Annotated in this window: 15 protein-coding genes; 4 read left to right on the plus strand and 11 right to left on the minus strand. The window is 67.1% G+C overall.

Annotated features, from left to right (window positions below; all coding sequences use genetic code 11):
* Positions 1–3 precede the first annotated feature (3 nt).
* The 5 genes from E3T28_RS13735 to E3T28_RS13755 all read right to left on the minus strand — a co-directional run bounded on the left by E3T28_RS13735 (position 4) and on the right by E3T28_RS13755 (position 4,742).
* Entirely contained in the window at positions 4–1,794 is a 1,791-nt protein-coding gene (locus tag E3T28_RS13735; RefSeq protein WP_241979349.1) for a peptidoglycan D,D-transpeptidase FtsI family protein, read from the minus strand.
* A gap of 110 nt (positions 1,795–1,904) precedes the next feature.
* Positions 1,905–2,507, minus strand: coding sequence for a cell division protein FtsL (ftsL, locus tag E3T28_RS13740; protein ID WP_134432321.1), 603 nt, complete (start codon positions 2,505–2,507; stop codon positions 1,905–1,907).
* The gene (gene rsmH, locus E3T28_RS13745) at positions 2,504–3,457 is read right to left on the minus strand and encodes a 16S rRNA (cytosine(1402)-N(4))-methyltransferase RsmH (RefSeq protein ID WP_134432323.1); all 954 of its coding nucleotides are present in this window, start codon (positions 3,455–3,457) and stop codon (positions 2,504–2,506) included. Before rsmH ends, ftsL begins: the two co-directional genes overlap by 4 nt.
* A 96-nt stretch (positions 3,458–3,553) precedes the next feature.
* Positions 3,554–3,985: a division/cell wall cluster transcriptional repressor MraZ gene (mraZ, locus tag E3T28_RS13750; RefSeq protein ID WP_134432325.1), complete on the minus strand. Its 432-nt coding sequence runs from the start codon at positions 3,983–3,985 to the stop codon at positions 3,554–3,556.
* Between the two features lie 232 nt (positions 3,986–4,217).
* The gene (locus E3T28_RS13755) at positions 4,218–4,742 is read right to left on the minus strand and encodes a DUF3040 domain-containing protein (protein WP_338145404.1); all 525 of its coding nucleotides are present in this window, start codon (positions 4,740–4,742) and stop codon (positions 4,218–4,220) included.
* On the opposite strand from E3T28_RS13755, the gene E3T28_RS13760 reads away from it, so the two are divergent.
* Positions 4,674–5,795 (plus strand): polyprenyl synthetase family protein, encoded by a 1,122-nt coding sequence (locus tag E3T28_RS13760; protein ID WP_134432327.1) that lies wholly within the window; start codon positions 4,674–4,676, stop codon positions 5,793–5,795. The two genes, E3T28_RS13755 and E3T28_RS13760, sit on opposite strands and share 69 nt — an antisense overlap.
* A 2-nt stretch (positions 5,796–5,797) precedes the next feature.
* On the opposite strand, the gene E3T28_RS13765 is transcribed toward E3T28_RS13760, so the two are convergent.
* On the minus strand, positions 5,798–6,142 hold the full coding sequence (locus E3T28_RS13765; RefSeq protein WP_134432329.1) for an Rv2175c family DNA-binding protein: 345 nt from the start codon (positions 6,140–6,142) through the stop codon (positions 5,798–5,800).
* Between the two features lie 144 nt (positions 6,143–6,286).
* Here E3T28_RS13765 and E3T28_RS13770 point away from each other — a divergent pair, with 144 nt between their 5' ends.
* The gene (locus E3T28_RS13770; RefSeq protein ID WP_134432331.1) at positions 6,287–7,615 is read left to right on the plus strand and encodes a LysM peptidoglycan-binding domain-containing protein; all 1,329 of its coding nucleotides are present in this window, start codon (positions 6,287–6,289) and stop codon (positions 7,613–7,615) included.
* Between the two features lie 89 nt (positions 7,616–7,704).
* Positions 7,705–9,642, plus strand: a complete 1,938-nt coding sequence (gene pknB / locus E3T28_RS13775) for a Stk1 family PASTA domain-containing Ser/Thr kinase (RefSeq protein ID WP_134432333.1) — start codon at positions 7,705–7,707, stop codon at positions 9,640–9,642.
* 202 nt (positions 9,643–9,844) lie between these two features.
* On the opposite strand, the gene E3T28_RS13780 is transcribed toward pknB, so the two are convergent.
* The 3 genes from E3T28_RS13780 to E3T28_RS13790 form a co-directional block, all read right to left on the minus strand.
* Positions 9,845–11,215, minus strand: coding sequence for a class II 3-deoxy-7-phosphoheptulonate synthase (locus E3T28_RS13780; RefSeq protein ID WP_370259983.1), 1,371 nt, complete (start codon positions 11,213–11,215; stop codon positions 9,845–9,847).
* 95 nt (positions 11,216–11,310) lie between these two features.
* A complete protein-coding gene (locus tag E3T28_RS13785; protein ID WP_134432335.1) occupies positions 11,311–12,000 on the minus strand; it encodes a lysophospholipid acyltransferase family protein in 690 nt (229 codons plus the stop codon).
* 27 nt (positions 12,001–12,027) lie between these two features.
* Entirely contained in the window at positions 12,028–12,975 is a 948-nt protein-coding gene (locus E3T28_RS13790; protein ID WP_134432337.1) for an ROK family glucokinase, read from the minus strand.
* Between the two features lie 175 nt (positions 12,976–13,150).
* Here E3T28_RS13790 and E3T28_RS13795 point away from each other — a divergent pair, with 175 nt between their 5' ends.
* Positions 13,151–14,983, plus strand: a complete 1,833-nt coding sequence (locus E3T28_RS13795; RefSeq protein WP_134432339.1) for an AMP-dependent synthetase/ligase — start codon at positions 13,151–13,153, stop codon at positions 14,981–14,983.
* A gap of 234 nt (positions 14,984–15,217) precedes the next feature.
* Here E3T28_RS13795 and E3T28_RS13800 read toward each other — a convergent pair whose 3' ends face one another.
* Both E3T28_RS13800 and E3T28_RS13805 read right to left on the minus strand, forming a co-directional pair.
* Positions 15,218–15,709, minus strand: coding sequence for a peptide deformylase (locus tag E3T28_RS13800; RefSeq protein ID WP_134432341.1), 492 nt, complete (start codon positions 15,707–15,709; stop codon positions 15,218–15,220).
* A 47-nt stretch (positions 15,710–15,756) separates the two neighbouring features.
* Positions 15,757–17,010, minus strand: a complete 1,254-nt coding sequence (locus E3T28_RS13805) for a MinD/ParA family ATP-binding protein (RefSeq protein WP_241979352.1) — start codon at positions 17,008–17,010, stop codon at positions 15,757–15,759.
* Positions 17,011–17,034 lie beyond the last annotated feature (24 nt).

Consider the following 17,034-nt stretch of genomic DNA (forward strand, 5'->3'; position numbering starts at 1 on the left):
TTCTTACCAGGTACCGGGAAGGGCAGGCGCGGTGGCGCCCGATGGGACCGCCCGGTACTTCTTCAGCACCTGACTCATGACCTCCTGGAAGATCGGAGCAGATGCGGCGGAAGAGTTCAGTTTAACAGGATCAGCGAGGCTGACCGAAACGACGTACTGGGGATCGTCGGCCGGAGCGAAGCCGGAGACCGACACCAGATACCCCTTGGTGTATCCACCCTGGCCGTCGGGCATCTGCGCCGTACCGGTCTTCGCGCCCACCCGATAGCCCGGGATTTCCCAGGTCTTGGCCAGCCACGCCTTCTGGTAGACCATCTCGAGGATGTCGGCGGTCTCGCGCGCGGCGGCGGCAGACACGACCGGGGTGCCGACCGCTTCGGGCACGTCGGTCATGGTGCCGTCGGCGTGACGGCACCCTGCGACCAGTTGCACGGGCATCCGCACGCCGTTGTTGGCCAGGGTCTGGTAGATGCTCGAGACCTGGATGGCCGTGGTGGTGAGCCCTTGGCCGAACATGGTCGCGTACTTGGTCTGGTTGTCCCAGTCCTCATAGGGGCGCAGGGTGCCGGATTCCTCGGCGAGGAAGCCCGACTCCGACGCCGAGCCCACGCCGAACTTCTTCATGTAGTCGTAGCGCTGCTGGTCGCTGATCAGCTCGCCGAACTTCGACATGCCCGTGTTCGAGGACTCGATCATCACGCCCGTGAGGGTGAGGTTCAGGTCGGCGTGATTGGAGCTGTCGTTCACGTTGGCGCCGTTGGGCGGCAGATACCGGTACGGAGCGACGACCCGGCTCAGCGGGGTGGCCGCCCCGGCGTCGAGAACGGATGCCGTGGTCAGGGCTTTGTACGTCGATCCTGGCTCGAAGGGGGCGGTGAAGGCTCGGGAGCCGCGGTCCGCGGCGTCGGAGGTGCCGTTGACGTTGTTGGGGTCGACCGAGGGGTAGTCGGCAACCGCCACGAGCTTTCCGGTCTTCACTTCCTGCACCACCACGTTGCCCCAGGCCGCGCCCGTGGCGACGGCCTGTTCGGCCAGCACCTGCTGCACGAACCACTGCAGATCGGAGTCGATGGTCGTGACGACGTCTCCGCCGTCCTTGGCCTTTGCGGTGGTGACGGTGCTCTCGGGCAGGCGCACGCCGTCCGCGCCTTTCTCATAGGTCTCGGTTCCGTTGGTGCTCGCCAGGCAGGCGTCCTGTCCGAGTTCGATGCCGGCCTGGGCCTCTCCCCCGGAAGAGACGAAACCGACCAGGTTGCCGGCCACGGCACCGTCCGGGTAGACCCGGCCCGGGTTCTTCTCCGCGTACATCCAGGGAATGTCGAGCGCATCGATGGCCCGAAACACCGACACGTCGACGGCCCGCACGACGACCGCGTAGTCGGAGTTCTTGTTCGCGGCCAGGGAACCGGAGATGATCTGAAGGATTTCGTCGCCGGTCTGCCCGGTCAGGGCACCTACCTCCGCGGCCGCCTGCGCGACCGTCACGGTCACGTCCCCGGCCTCGGTGGTGCGGTCGAATTCCTTGGCGTTCCGCGGCGACAGGGTGATGTTGTAGCGCATGACGGTGCCGGCCAGGACGACCCCGTTCCCGTCGACGATGTCCCCGCGCGATCCGTAGACGGGCTGCTCGACCGACCGGTTGCCCAGCGAATCGGCACTCAGGGCCTCGGCGCGCACGACCTGGATGTCGACGAGCCTGACCACGAACACGGCCACGAAGATGAACAGGAACAGAACCGTGGCGGCGCTGCGGCGCCTGCTGGACCGGGTGCTGGGCCGGGTGCTGCTCGCCACCTACGAATCCTTACTGCGGCCTGGGGCCGCGGGTTGGGCAAGTCGTGCGAACGGACTAACGGGAGGATGGGCGGTGCGCCGCAGGGAGCGGGCACCTGCTCAGGGGTAGGTTAGCGGGTCGTCGGTGTCGGCAGGCCGTTGGACTCGGCTGCCGGGGCAGCCGGGGCAACCGCCGCGGGAGCCTCGGCCGGTGAACCGCCGAGGCTGGCTCCCTGACCGGTGTTCTGCGGCAGTTCCGTGATCAAAGGTACGCCGGCCAGGAGTGAGTTCGGCACCAGACTCGCCGTCCCGGCCTGGCTTCCGCTGGCGGAGGCCGGGGCGCCGAGCACGGCGCCGTCGGAGAGCTGCAGGAACAACGGATTGGAGTTGGTGACCATGCCGAGCGCTTCCGCGTTCGCGGCCAGGCTCTGCGGGGAGGACACCCGCACGAGGTCCTCGGTCACGCTCTCCGCCGTGCGCCCGAGTTCGACCTGGCTGGCCTGCAGTCGGGACACCTCGTAGGCGGACTGGGAGATCCCGACGCTCAGCAGCAACTGGGCGATCACGATGACCGCCACGCCGGTGACGGCCGACAGGGCGTAGACGATCTTCGGCCGCGCGTGTCGCTGGCTGCGCGGCGACACGATCTGGATGTGGCGCGGCTCCGATACCGGATCGGCGTCGGGGGTGCTCTCCCAGTCGGGTCGTAGGACGCGTGCGAGATTGTCACTCATGCGGCTCTCCTCAGTCGCTCGGCGGCGCGAAGGCGAACCGGCGTTGCGCGCGGGTTTCTCGCCTTTTCCTCATCCGAGGCCAGTTCGGCGCCTCGGATCAGGAGTTTGAACAGTGGTTTGTGTTCGGGAAGTTCGATCGGCAGTCCGGCCGGGGCTGTGGAGCCGGACGCCTTGGCCAGGATCTTCTTCACGATCCGGTCCTCGAGGGACTGGTAGGCCATGACGACGATGCGCCCGCCGACGGCGACCGAGTCGAGTGCCGCCGGGATGGCACGCTCGAGCACGGCGAGTTCCTGGTTGACCTCGATGCGCAGCGCCTGGAAGACCCGCTTGGCGGGGTGTCCGGCGCGCTGCACGACGACGGGCGTGACGGCGGTGATCACCGCGACCAGCTGGGCCGACCGCACGAACGGGGTGGTCTCACGGGCTTCGACGATGGCCTTGGCGTAGCGTGCCGCCAGCTTCTCCTCGCCGTACTCGTGGAAGATCCGGCGCAGTTCCTGCTCGCTGTAGGTCGCCAGGATGTGCTCGGCCGTCAGGTCGCTGGTGTTGTCCATGCGCATGTCCAGCGGCGCATCCTTGGAATAGGAGAAGCCGCGCTCGACCCGGTCCAGCTGCAGCGAGGACACACCGAGGTCGAAGAGCACGCCGGACACCTCGGGGATGCCGAGTCCGGCCAAGGCGTCCTGGATGCCGTCATAGACGGTGTGCACGAGGTGCACCCGGTCGCGGAACGGTTTCAGCCGCTCCTCGGCGATCGCGAGGGCGTCGAGGTCTCGGTCGAGTCCGACCAGGATGAGCCCGGGGAACCGCTGCAGGAACGCCTCGGCGTGCCCGGCCATGCCGAGCGTGGCGTCGACGAGGACGGCGCCGGGTCGTTCCAACGCCGGCGCGAGCAGGTCGACGCACCGGTCGAGCAGAACTGGGGTGTGGATGTCGTTGATGGCCATAGTCCCGGGTGGTTCCTGATTCCTGATCCCCATCCATTCGTCTCTGGCACCGGGGAAGTGTGTCAGGCAGAACGGCTGGGAGTCAGGCGTCAGGAGCTAGATGAGTCCCGGAATCACCTCCTCCGTGATGTTGGCGAATGGTTCTTCCTGTTCGGAGAGGTACGCGTCCCACGCGGCGGTGTCCCAGATCTCTACCCGGTTGCCGGCGCCGATCACGGTGAGGTCCCGGTCAAGCCCGGCCCAGGCGCGCAGGTTGGCGGGGATGGTCACCCGGTTCTGTTTGTCAGGCTGCTCGGCGCTCGCGCCGGAGAACATCATGCGGCTGAAGGATCGCCCGCTCTGGGCCGTGAGCGGCGCCTGGTTGATCTTCGCGCAGTACGCCTCGAACTCCCGGGTGGTGAACACGTAGAGGCAGTTCTCCTGGCCTCGGGTCATGACGATCCCGGGAGACAGCTCGTCCCGGAATTTCGCGGGAAGGATGAGGCGTCCTTTTTCGTCGAGCTTGGGGGCATACGTGCCTAAGAACATTCATCCCCCTCTCATCCGACCATGATCCACTTTACTCCACTTTGATCCACCAAACTGGGAATACGAGGGTATTTAGGTGAATTTCTCCACAGTGGGACCCGTGATTACAGGGAACAGCGGAGTGGAGGGAAATTTCACGACCGTGGCAGTTCAGTCCCGTTTCCGGGCACAAAAAAAGGGCCGATCGGATGATCGGCCCTGTCTGCGTGGTGCGGTGGTGGAAGGTGGAGAGTTATTGCTGACCGTCCTGCCGACGATCCCAGCGTTCGTTCATGCGATCCATGAAACCGCGCTGGGAAGAGGACTGCTGCTGGTTCGGACGCGAGCGCGGCGCGGATGCGGACATCCGTCGGGCGGACTTGCTCGGCGTGGTGGCGATCAGGACACCGCCGAACATGATCATGAAGCCGAGGACACCGAGCCAGAGCTGCTGGATCGCCACGCCGGCAATGAGGCCACCGATGCCGGCAACCGCGGCCAGAACCCCGATGGAGATCGAGCGGTAGTTGGGTCGGAGGCTGCTGCCGCCGACAGTCGCAACGAAGTCGGCGTCATTGTGGTACAGGCCGCGCTCCATCTCTTCGAGGAGTCGCTGCTCTTGTTCCGAAAGCGGCATCTCATTCCTCCTGTTTGGGATCGCGCTGTGCTTCACCGATTCTAACCCCGCCGTGATGGCTAGGCTAGGCAGGTGGAGCAAAGCAATCAACTGATCGATCTGGTTCATTCTCGCATCGACGAATTCCTCGAAACCCGTCAACCAATTGTGACTACCATCAGCCCCGATCTCACGCCACTGGTGGAGTTCTCACGGCAGTTTCTCAGCGGTGGAAAGCGCTTCCGGGCCCTGTTCTGCTACTGGGGCTGGCAAAGCGTCGCCACAAGTGAATCTGCTGGTGCGGGCCGGGATTTCGACCGCTCCCCGACCGATCTGGCGCCGATCGTCTCCGCGGCGGCGGCCCTAGAGATCTTCCACGCGGCAGCGCTGGTCCACGACGACATCATCGACAACTCGGACACCCGCCGCGGTGCGGCCTCCGCCCACAAACTCTTCGAGGGCATACACGGCCGGAGCGGCTGGGCGGGAAGCCAGGTCGACTTCGGCCGGGCGGCCGGAATTCTCCTCGGCGACCTCCTCCTGGGCTGGAGTGACGAGTTACTCGACGAGGGTCTCGCCGCGGCCCCCGACGCATCGGCTGCCGACAGGGCGCGGAGCGAATTCAACCGGATGCGCACCGAGGTCACGGTGGGCCAATACCTCGACATCCTCGAGGAACGTGCCTGGCTCATCCAACCCGAATCGGAACTCTTCGGTCGGGCCCTGCGGGTCATCGTCTTCAAGTCGGCCAAGTACAGCGTCCAGGCGCCGCTCGTGATCGGCGCGGCTCTGGCCGGCGCCGATCCGGACCACCTCCACGCCCTGCGTGCTTTCGGGCTGCCACTCGGCATAGCCTTCCAGCTCCGGGACGACCTGCTCGGAGTGTTCGGCGACACCGCCGTCACCGGCAAGCCCAGCGGCGACGACCTGCGCGAGGGCAAGCGCACCGTTCTGATCGCCCTGGCGCGCGAGAGCCTGTCGGAGCCGGCCCGATCGGAGCTGGACGCCCGTCTCGGCGACCCGCTGCTGACGGAAGACCAGATCGGGGTATTGCAACGCACCATCGTCGATAGCGGCGCCGTCGAGCGGATCGAGGCCCTGATCGCCTCGAACGTCGCCGAGGCCCTGGCCGCACTCGAGGGATCGCCGATCAGCGGCGCCGTCACGACGCGGTTGACGGAGCTGGCCGAGACGGTGACCCGCCGCGTGTTCTAGGGTCAGGCGAGCGCCTGGGCGACGCGGCGCACTTCGGCCTTACGGCCGGCGAGCAGCGCCTGCACGGGGGGAACGCCGAGACTGTCGTCGACCTCGAGCAGCCAGCGCATCGCCTGCTCGTCGGTGAAGCCGTCGTCGGAGAGCACGATCAACGTGCCGCGCAGCTCCGGGAGCGGGGCGCCGTCCTTGATGAACGCTGCGGGAACTTGCAGGGGGCCGTTGTCACGGCGAACAGCGAGGAGCTGCTTGTCGTCGACCAACTGACGCACGCGGCTCTGGCTGACGCCGAGCACCCGGACGAGGTCGGGGATGGACAGCCACTCTTGATCTGAGAACGTTTCGGTCACGGATCCAGCCTCCCATGATTCGCCAAGGTGGACAAACTCTCCTGACGCGATAGCGCGTGTTGACGCCCAGAACGGGGGCCAGCCTGATTGACTGGTCGAGAAACTGTGTCAGCACCGCTGCCGCACGCAATCGACGGGAGCGGAATGTCGGCACCAGCCAGCAGGAACAGTCCAGCCAGCAACAGCACCAACGGGAACGCATCGTCGCAGGGTGAGGGCCGCCACCGGCAGTCAACCGAGCGCCGGGGTCTGGGTATCTTGATCACCGTACCGCTCGTGCTGATCAGCACGATCGCGATCAGCCTGAACCTGGCGTCGCCCGCGGACGCCGCCGCCATCGCGAAGAAGCCGCTCAAGAGCAAGAGCATTCTGCCGTCCGCCGTGCCCTCGGATCTGGGCCGGCAGAGCGCCGCCACCGCCACGGCGCCGACCCAGTACCAGGTCGTCGAAGGCGACACCGTCAGCAGCGTGGCCGGACGTTTCGGCCTCTCCACCGCATCCGTGCTCGCCCTCAATGGGCTCGGCTGGTCCGCGATAATCTTCCCGGGCCAGATGCTGACCCTGGCCGGCCAGGCGCAACCGTCTGCGCCGGCGCCCGCGCCCGTCGCCGCGGAGATCACGCGCTACCTGATCCAGAGCGGGGACACCCTGTCCGGCATCGCCGCGGCGCACGGGCTCGCCCTCGACGCCTTGCTCCGTGCGAACGGACTCGACGCGAGCAGCATCATCTTCCCCGGGCAGGCCGTCGTCCTGCCGCCGGGGGGCGGCGCGTCCCCTCTCCCGAGCGAACCGACCGCGGCCACCGACACGGCCTCCGCTCCCCAGAACACTCCTGGCACGCACACGATCGTCACCGGTGAGACCATCGGCGCTGTGGCGTCCGCGGCGGGCGTCTCGGTGCAGTCCGTGCTCGAAGCCAACGGCCTCGGCTGGTCCAGCATCATCTACCCCGGGCAGGTCCTGGCCATCCCGTCCGAGTCGGCCCCCGCCGTGCCTTCGATGGAACCCGCGATCCTGATCGAGGCCGCCGTCCCCGCGCCGTCAGCGGCGCACGATGTGGTTACGCCCCTCAGCGAGGACATGCGCCGGCACGCGGCCACCATCATCGAGAGCGGGCGTCTGGCAGGCGCCGGCGACGCCGGCATCGTGATCGCGTTGGCCGCCGCCGCCCAGGAATCCGGCCTGCGCAATGTGACACACGGCGACCGCGATTCCCTCGGCCTCTTCCAGCAGCGGCCCAGCTCCGGCTGGGGAACCCCCGAGCAGGTCCTCGACCCGGTGCGAGCCAGCCTCGCCTTCTTCGGCGGCCCCGTGAACCCCAACCCCGGCATCACGCGCGGGCTGCTCGACGTCCCTGGGTGGGAGGCGATGACCGTGACCGAGGCCGCGCAGACCGTGCAGATCTCGGCCCACCCGAACCACTACGCCAAGTGGGAGACATCGGCCCGGGCGTGGTTGGCCGAACTCGGCTGACCTGCCGCTCGCATCCGGTCAGCCCTGAAAACTCTGACTTGCGAGTGTTCCAGCGCGAGGAACGGCGTGACAATCCCTAGACTCGACTAGTGAGCGATACCCCTAGCGATCCCATGGTCGGCCGTTTGATAGACGGCCGCTATCAGGTGCGCTCCCGGATCGCCCGCGGTGGCATGGCCACCGTGTATCTGGCGACCGACCTGCGACTCGAGCGCCGGGTCGCGATCAAAATCATGCACGGGCACCTCGCCGACGACAACACGTTCAAGGCCCGCTTCGTGCAGGAGGCCCGCTCGGCCGCCCGCCTCGCGCACCCCAACGTCGTGAACGTCTATGACCAGGGCCAGGACGCCGACATGGCCTACCTGGTCATGGAGTACCTGCCCGGCATCACCCTGCGCGATCTGCTCAAGGACTACGGCCGTCTCACCAGCGAGCAGACGATGGACATCCTTGAGGCGGTGCTCGCCGGTCTCGCCGCCGCGCACAAGGCGGGAATCGTGCACCGGGACCTCAAGCCGGAGAACGTTTTGCTGGCCGACGACGGGCGCATCAAGATCGGCGACTTCGGTCTGGCCCGCGCCGTGAACAACAACACGGCCACCGGTCAGGCTTTGCTCGGCACGATCGCCTACCTCTCCCCCGAACTCGTCACGCGGGGCATCGCGGATGCCCGCAGCGACATCTATGCACTCGGAATCATGACCTACGAGATGCTCACCGGCGAACAGCCCTATGTGGGCGAGGCACCCATGCAGATCGCCTACCAGCACGCGAACGACACCGTGCCCATGCCGAGCGTGCGGATACCCACGATTCCGCACGAGCTCGACGAACTGGTGCTCTGGGCCACCGCCCGCGATCCGGAGCAGCGCCCCCGGGACGCCCGGGTCATGCTCGACCAACTGCTCGACCTCGACAGGCTCGTGCGCCCGGCTCCCCCGGCGACCGGGCAATCCGCCACCATGGTGATGCCCGGCGGCGTGGCCGCAGCGGTCGCCGACGCCGACACCCAGATCCTCGGCGGAGCCCCACTCGTCCCGGCAGTTGCCGGTGTGGGAACCGCGGTCGCGACCCCCGCCGCGCTCCTGACCGACAAGTCCCGCAAGCGCAAGAACCGCGGATACTTCCTGTTCGCGTTGGTGCTCCTGCTCGCGGCCCTCGCCGGCGGAACCGGATGGTTCTTCGGCACCGGCCCCGGATCCGACGTCCCGATCCCCACCCTCATCTCGGCCTCACCCGAAGACGCCACCGCCCAGCTCACCGAGCTCGGCTTGGAGGCGGCGCTCAGCACCGAGTTCAGCGGCACCATACCGGCCGGGCTCGTGTCCAGCACCAACCCGGATCCGGGCATCCGAGTTGCGAAGGGCAGCACGGTCACGCTCCGGGTTTCCCAGGGTCCGCAGCCCATCGTCCTGCCCGCGCTGGCCGGGCTGACGGCCGACGCGGCGACTGCCACCGTGACCGAGCTGAAGGCCGGCATCGGCGCGACCGATTCCATCTTCGACGACACCGTGGAATCCGGCCTGGTCATCTCGGCCACCCGTGAACTCGACGGCGCAGACGTCTCCCAGGGCGGGGACTACTTCGAGGGCATGAACGTCAACCTGGTGCTCTCCCTCGGCTCCGTGCCGGACGTGTCCGGCGAATCCGTCGACGACGCAACGGCGATCCTGGGCGACCGGGGGCTGCTCGTCACGACCGGCGACGAGGTCTTCAGCGACTCGATCGCGGAGGGAGACGTCGTGAGCGCGGCGGCGGTGAACGAGGGGCCCGTGCGGGCCGGCGACACCTATGCCCTCACGACCTCCCTCGGCCCGAAGCCGGTCACGGTTCCGAACATCGTCGGCCTGCCCTGGAACGAGGGTAAGCAGGTGCTCACCGACCTGGGCTTCAAGCTGAGCTACAATCTCGGCGCGGATGCCATCGCGCCGCTCCTGAGCGTCGCGTCGACGGCCCCCGCGGCCGGCACCGACGCGCCCAAGAACAGCACCGTCACCCTCAAGCCGACCAACCCGTTCGGCTAGTCGGTCGCCACCGGGAGGGGCCCGGAACACCGCGGCCCCGCGCCGAACCGCGTGCGGGCACACGAAAGTGCCCGTTCCGGTCGAGAGTGACCGGTTTAGCGGGCACTCTCGACCGCAACGGGCACCTGAGTCTTGGTTCAGGCGTCAGACGTCAGGCGTTCGGCGTTCGGGGTCTGGGGTTCGGCCAGTGTTGCGGATCGGGCTAGCGGGCGGCGAGTTCTTCGGCGACCAGGAATGCCAGCTCGAGCGACTGCATGTGGTTGAGGCGCGGGTCACAGAGCGACTCGTACCGGGTCGCCAGTGCGGCCTCGTCGATGTGCTCCGATCCACCCAGGCACTCGGTGACGTCGTCACCGGTGAGTTCGACGTGGACGCCGCCCGGGTGCGTGCCGACGCTGCGGTGCGCCTCGAAGAAACCGCGCACCTCGTCGACGACGTCGTCGAAACGACGAGTCTTGTAGCCGGTGGGGGTGGTCACGCCGTTGCCGTGCATCGGGTCGGTGACCCACAGCGGCTTGGCCTCGCTGGCCTTGATGACCTCGAGCAGCGGGGGCAGGGCGTCGCGCACCTTGCCGGCACCCATCCGGGTGATGAAGGTGAGCCGACCCGGCTCGCGGTTCGGGTCGAGCTTGTCGACCAGGCGCAACATGTCATCGGTGGACGTGGTCGGGCCCAGCTTGACCCCGATCGGGTTGCGCACCCGGGAGAGGAAGTCGACGTGAGCGCCGTCGAGGTCGCGAGTGCGCTCCCCGATCCAGATGAAGTGCGCGGACGTGTTGTACGGCGTGCCCGTGCGGGAGTCGATCCGGGTCATCGGTCGCTCGTAGTCCATCAGCAGACCCTCGTGGCTGGTGTAGAACTCCGTGCGGCGCATGGCCTCGAAGTCGGCCCCGCAGGCGATCATGAACTTGATCGCGCGGTCGATCTCCTTGGCCACCTTCTCGTACCGCTGGTTGGCCGGGTTCGCCGCGAAGCCCTGGTTCCAGCTGTGCACCTGACGCAGGTCGGCGAAGCCGCCCTGCGTGAAGGCGCGGATGAGATTGAGGGTGGAGGCTGCCGTGTGGTATCCCTTGACCAGGCGGGCCGGGTCGGCCTCCCGCGATTCGGGGGTGAAGTCGTACCCGTTGACGATGTCGCCGCGGTAGGCCGGCAGGGTGACGCCGCCCCGGGTCTCGAAGTCGCTGGAGCGCGGCTTGGCGAACTGGCCGGCCATCCGGCCCATCTTGATCACGGGCATCGACGCGCCGTAGGTCAGCACGACGGCCATCTGCAGCACGGTCTTGACCCGGTTCCGGATTTGCTCCGCGGTGGCACCGCTGAAGGTTTCGGCGCAGTCGCCGCCCTGCAGCAGGAAGGCGTGGCCGCCGGCAGCCTCGGCGAGCCGGTTCCGCAGAATATCGACCTCACCGGCGAAGACGAGCGGAGGCTGCGTCGACAATTCGGCGGATGCGGCGGCCACCGCATCCGCGTCGGGCCAGGTCGGCTGCTGCTTGATCGGAAGGGTGCGCCAATAGTCCAGGCCGGCAACCACAGATCGATCTGCGAGGACGACGGGTTCGGTGGGGTCTACCACGGGACTATTCCTTTTTTCTCTGGTCCGGCGCGGAAAACACCGCAAGCCGGGCTGTTTCTGTGGGAACCTGACGGCTCCTGGGCAACCGTCTGATTCTATCGGATCAGGCTAGCCCGCTTTTCTTTCACACTGGTCGCGTAGACGTCCACGTACTCCTGCCGGCTCAGCGCCTGCAGCTCGTACATCAGCTCGTCGGTCACCGATCGAAGCACGAACCGGTCGCCCTCCATGCCATCGAACCGGCTGAAGTCGAGGGGTTTGCCAATCACGATGCCGATCCGGCGCACCTTCGGGATGCGGGTACCCGTCGGCATGGCCTTCTCCGTGTCGATCATGGCCACGGGGATGACCGGGACCTCCGCCTCGAGCAGCATGCGCGCCACACCCGTGCGGCCCCGGTACATCTTCGCGTCGGGGCTGCGGGTGCCCTCAGGGTAGATGCCGAGCACGCCGCCGGAACCCAGCACCCGCAGGCCGGTGTTGAGGGAATCCTCGGACGCCTTACCACCCGACCGGTCGATCGGCAGTTGCCCGGTGGCCTTGAAGAACTGGCGTGTCGCCCACCCCTTGAGGCCCTTGCCCGTGAAGTACTCGCTCTTGGCGAGGAAGACGACCCGCCGCGACACGACCAACGGCAGGAACACCGAATCGATGAACGACAAGTGGTTGCTCGCAAGGATCACACCACCCTCTTTGGGGATGTTCTCGAGCCCGACCACCCAGGGCCGGAAGACAGCCAGCAGCAGAGGGCCGATGACAATGTTTTTCATGAGCCAGTAGAACATCGTTGCTCCCTCGGTAACCCGGAAAGCCTACTGTGCGAAAACGTGTTTCCGCGCCAGGTCGGCCGCGCCGACCACACCGGCGTCGTTGACGAGCTGCGCGATCGCGAATTCGGCCTCGGGGTGAAAGCCCCTGGCGGGCAGGTTTTCGAGGTAGGCGGCGCGGATCGGTTCGAGCAGCAGCTCGCCGGCGGCGGCGACTCCCCCGCCGAAAACGAAGATTTGCGGGTCGAGCACGGCCGCGAGACTCGAGCAGGCCTGACCGAGCGAGCCGCCCAGCTGCCTCAGGGCGGCCAGGGCGCCGTTGTCGCCCTCCTGGATCAGTCGACCGACATCCTTACCGGTCAGCTTGCCCTTGCGATCACGGGCGGCGGCGAGGCCGAGGCCGATTCCGCCGGCATCCGCCAGCTCGGTGGCAATCCGGAGGAGTGCGCGGCCCGAGCCGTACTGCTCGATGCAGCCGTGCGCACCGCAGCCGCAGAGCCGACCGCCCGGCACCACGCGCAGGTGCCCGAGCTCGGCGGCGCAGCCGAAGCCGCCGCGGAAGAGGTGGTTGTCGGCGACGATCGCCCCGCCCACGCCGGTGCCGATGGTGAGGGTGACCATGTCGGTGTAGCCGCGGCCGGCACCGAAGGTGAACTCCGCCCAGCCGGCGGCGTTCGCGTCGTTCTCGATCAGGATCGGAAGGTCGAGGCGGGCCTCGAGGGTGGCCCGAAGCGGTTCGTGACGCCAGTTGACGTTGGGCCCGTAGTACACGGTGGACTGCGCGGCGTCGATGAAGCCGGCGGCGGCGATCCCGGCCGCCACGACATCCTCACCCTCGGAGAGTTCCGTGATCATGTCGACCACGGCGTCTTCGATCCCGCGCGGATCGCTCGCGGTGGTCGGGCGTCGATCCGAGCGGATGATCGTTCCAGACTCGTCGACCAGGGCCGCGGCGATTTTTGTGCCGCCGATGTCGATACCAATGGCGTGCACAGCGGACTTCTTTCGTCGATGGATGAAGCGGAGCGCTCTGCGAGGCGAAACAACGAAGCCCGTGCGTCCCCCTAGAGTGTAGTGAATCAAGACACGGCCAGGCGAAACGGCTGCTTCCACGAACCGACGTGGATAGAGTGGGGCAAATCGCCCGCCCGGTACCAGAGGAGTTACCGTGAAACAGTACGATCTGCCCGCAATCGTTCCCGCAGACCCGCAAGCCAATGTCACCGATCTCCTGGTCGGACGCCTGACGGCGACGCCCGACTCCGTGCTGTTCTCACTGCCGAGAAACGGAGTCTGGTCCCCCGTCACCACGACGGAGTTCCACGCCCAGGTCATCGCCCTGGCCAAGGGACTCGTCGCAGCTGGAATCCAGCCCGGCGACAAGATCGGCCTGATGTGCAAGACCCGGTACGAGTGGACGCTGATCGACTTCGCCACCTGGTTCGCCGGTGGCGTACTCGTCCCCGTCTACGAGACCAGCTCGCCCACCCAGATCCAGTGGATCCTGGGTGATTCCGACGCAGCGGCGGTCATCGTCGAAACCGCCGAGCATTTCTCACGCTTCGACGAGGTGCACCCCGAGCTCGGCACCGTGCAGAAGGTCTGGCAGATCGATCTGGGTGACCTCGACAAGCTCGCGGCCGCCGGCACCGACGTGACGGATGCCGAAATCGAGCGCCGCCGCTCCCTCGCCGTGGGTTCGGACATCGCCACCCTGATCTACACCTCGGGTTCCACCGGCCGACCCAAGGGCTGTGTGCTCACCCACTCCAACTTCGTCGAGACATCCCGTAACTCGGCAGTTGCCTTGACAGAGGTCCTCACCGATGCGAACGGCGCGTCCACGCTGCTGTTCATCACCACCGCGCACGTCTTCGCCCGGTTCATCTCGGTGCTCTGCGTGCACGCCGGAGTGCGCGTCGGACACCAGCCCGACACCCGCAAACTGCTGGAATCGCTCGGCACCTTCAAGCCCACCTTCCTGCTCGCGGTGCCGCGGGTGTTCGAGAAGGTCTACAACTCCGCCGAGCAGAAGGCGCTGACCGCCGGTCGAGGCAAGATCTTCGAAACGGCCGCCCAGGTTGCCGTCGACCACTCGATGCTGATCGATCAGGGCAAGAGTGTCCCGCTGATGCTCAAGCTCAAGTTCACACTCTTCGACCGTCTGGTCTACAGCAAGTTGCGGGCCGCAATGGGCGGAAACGTGAAGTACGCCGTCTCCGGTTCCGCTCCCCTCGGCATGCACCTGGGCCACTTCTACCACAGCCTGGGAATCAAGATCCTGGAAGGCTACGGCCTCACCGAGACCACCGCGCCGACGACCGTCGGCCTGGCCACCAAGTTCAAGATCGGCACCGTGGGTCCGCCTCTTCCCGGCGTCTCGGTGCGCGTCCTCGACGACGGCGAGATCGAGGTCAAGGGCGTCAACGTCTTCAAGGAGTATTGGAAGAATCCCGAGGCCACCGCGGCCACCTTCCACGACGGCTGGCTCCGCACCGGTGACATCGGCGCCATGGACGGCGATGGCTTCCTCACCATCACCGGGCGCAAGAAGGAGATCATCGTCACCGCCGGCGGCAAGAACGTCGCCCCAGCCGCGCTGGAAGACCCGATCCGATCCAACCCGCTGATCGGCCAGGTGGTCGTCGTCGGCGATCGCAAGCCGTTCATCGCCGCGCTGGTCACGCTCGACCCCGACATGCTCGCGGTCTGGTTGAACAACAACGGTGAGGATGCGGGCATGACGCTGGCCGAGGCATCCGTCAACCCCAAGGTGCTCGCCGAGGTGCAGCGTGCCATCGACCACGCCAACGACCATGTGTCCCGGGCGGAGTCGATCCGCAAGTTCACGGTGCTGACAACCGAGCTGACCGAGGCTGCCGGGTACCTGACCCCGAAGCTGAGCATCAAGCGGGATGTCATCCTGCAGGACTTCGCCGATCAGATCGAGGCGATGTACGCGGGCGCCCCGGTGACGGGGACGAACCCGGTCACCAGCTAGAGCGCGGCGAAAACCAGCCCTGCCCCCGGCCTCCACGCGACGCCGGGGGCTCATGCGCGCCGTTCCGCGGTGGTGTTCCGGGACGGCGTCCAACCAATTCGACGGAGATTGTGGCCTCAAAGCCGGTTTTCGGCCGGTTTGGGCCCGTTTTGGACACAATCTCCGTCGAATTCGCCCGGGACTCACCGCCCGCTGCCGTCAGGACTTCCCTTGGTCGGAAACAGGTCGATCTGGTCAGAACCAGGTTGACTCGCGAACCTCTTTCATGGCCGCCCGCCGGTTCTCCTTGTCGAGGCGGTCCAGGTAGAGCAGGCCGTCCAGGTGGTCGGTCTCGTGCTGTAGGGCCTGAGCCATGATCCCGGTGCCGGATAGTTCGACCGCCGCACCGTCGAGGTCGACCCCGGTCACCCGGGCGAACGGATACCGCTTGGTGGGATACCAGAGTCCCGGCACCGACAGGCACCCCTCGTCGACAAGCTCGGGCTCCCCCGATACCTCCACGAGCACCGGGTTGAGGATGTACCCGATCTCACCATCGACGTTGTAGCTGAAGGCCCGCAGGTTCACGCCGATCTGGGAGGCCGCGACGCCGGCCCGGCCGGGTAGGCGCACGCTGTCGACCAGGTCATCGACCAGGCCCCTCACCCGGGCGTCGATGGTGCCGATCGGGTCGGAGACGGTTTTGAGGACGGGATCTCCGAAGAGACGGATCTGGCGCTCGGGCAAGGGTGACTCCAAGTCATGGATGCGGTGGTGTGAGGTGTCTGATCGGGTCAGATGCCGCGGTCGGCCGGCAGACCCTCGACGACGACGGCCGCAAGGGTGCGTGCCGCCAGCCGGGTGATGGGCTTCAGATCGTCGAAGGAGATGACGCTGCCCGCGGCGAGCTGCGGGTCCCAGGGAATGCGCACGATCTCACGCACCCGCGAGCGGAAGTGCGATTCGATCTCCTCCAGCTTCACCAGGTTCGTGCCCTGCGTTGCGGTGTTGAGCGCGACGACCGCGTTGCGGACCAGGTCACCGTAGCCGTTGGCTTCGAGCCAGGTCAGCGTCTCGGATGCCAACCGGGCCTCGTCGATGCTGCCCCCGGAGACGATGACGATCGAATCGGCACGCTGCAGGGTGGCGCGCATGACTGAGTGCACGATTCCGGTGCCGCAGTCCGTGAGCATGATCGAGTAGTACCGTGCGGCCAGGTCGGCGACGACGTTGTAGTCGTCCTCGTCGAACGCCTCGGACAGGAGCGGGTCGGTGTCGGAGGCGAGGATGTCGAGCCGGGTGGCGTCGCGGGAGACCAGCGTGGAGAAATCGGTGTAGCCGCCGATCGAGGCGGCTTTCGTGACGACGTCGCGCACGGTGGACCGGGTCTGCTTCGTGACCCGCTCGGAGAGGGTGCCACGGTCGGGGTTCGCGTCGACGGCGATGATGCGGTCGTCGCGGGCGTCGGCCAGTGCCATTCCGAGCAGCGCGGTGACCGTGGTCTTGCCGACCCCGCCCTTGCGGGTGAGGATCGGCACGAAGCGGGTCCCACCCTCGAACTCTTGACGGATGCGCTCGTCGAGGTGTTTGTGGGCGCGAACCTGGGCCGAGTCGCCGAGGTTGACCAGGTGCAGGGTCGCCGCGAAGACAAAACTGTTCCAGGCTCCGCGGGGCGGGGGCTTGGTGCGGCGGTTCACGGCCAGTAGACGGTCGGGGGTGAGCATCGCGGCAGACTCCGGCGCCGAACCGCCAGCCGGGCGCAGCCTCTCCCGGCGGGACTGCAGGGAGGCCTCGCTCGCGGCCGGACCGGTCGGAGCCCGGACCGCCCCCGTTCCGCTTGTGAACGACCGATCGGGACGGGAGACGGCCGGGGTGCTGATCTCGATCGTGTGCGTGGCGGGGCGGTTCAGGTTCTCCGGCAGGGCCGCCGCCAGGTTCACAATCGTGTGCGGCGGCAGTTCGCTGTGGTACTCGTCCCCCGGCTGGGTGCGGGGCTCCGAGGAGGCGTCCGGATCGGTCGCATCGGTGCCTGTGCGCTCATCTGACAAAAAGATCAATCCCTTCGTCGATAG

Origin of the sequence: Cryobacterium sinapicolor (assembly GCF_004403465.1) — a bacterium.
Classification (GTDB): domain Bacteria; phylum Actinomycetota; class Actinomycetes; order Actinomycetales; family Microbacteriaceae; genus Cryobacterium; species Cryobacterium sinapicolor.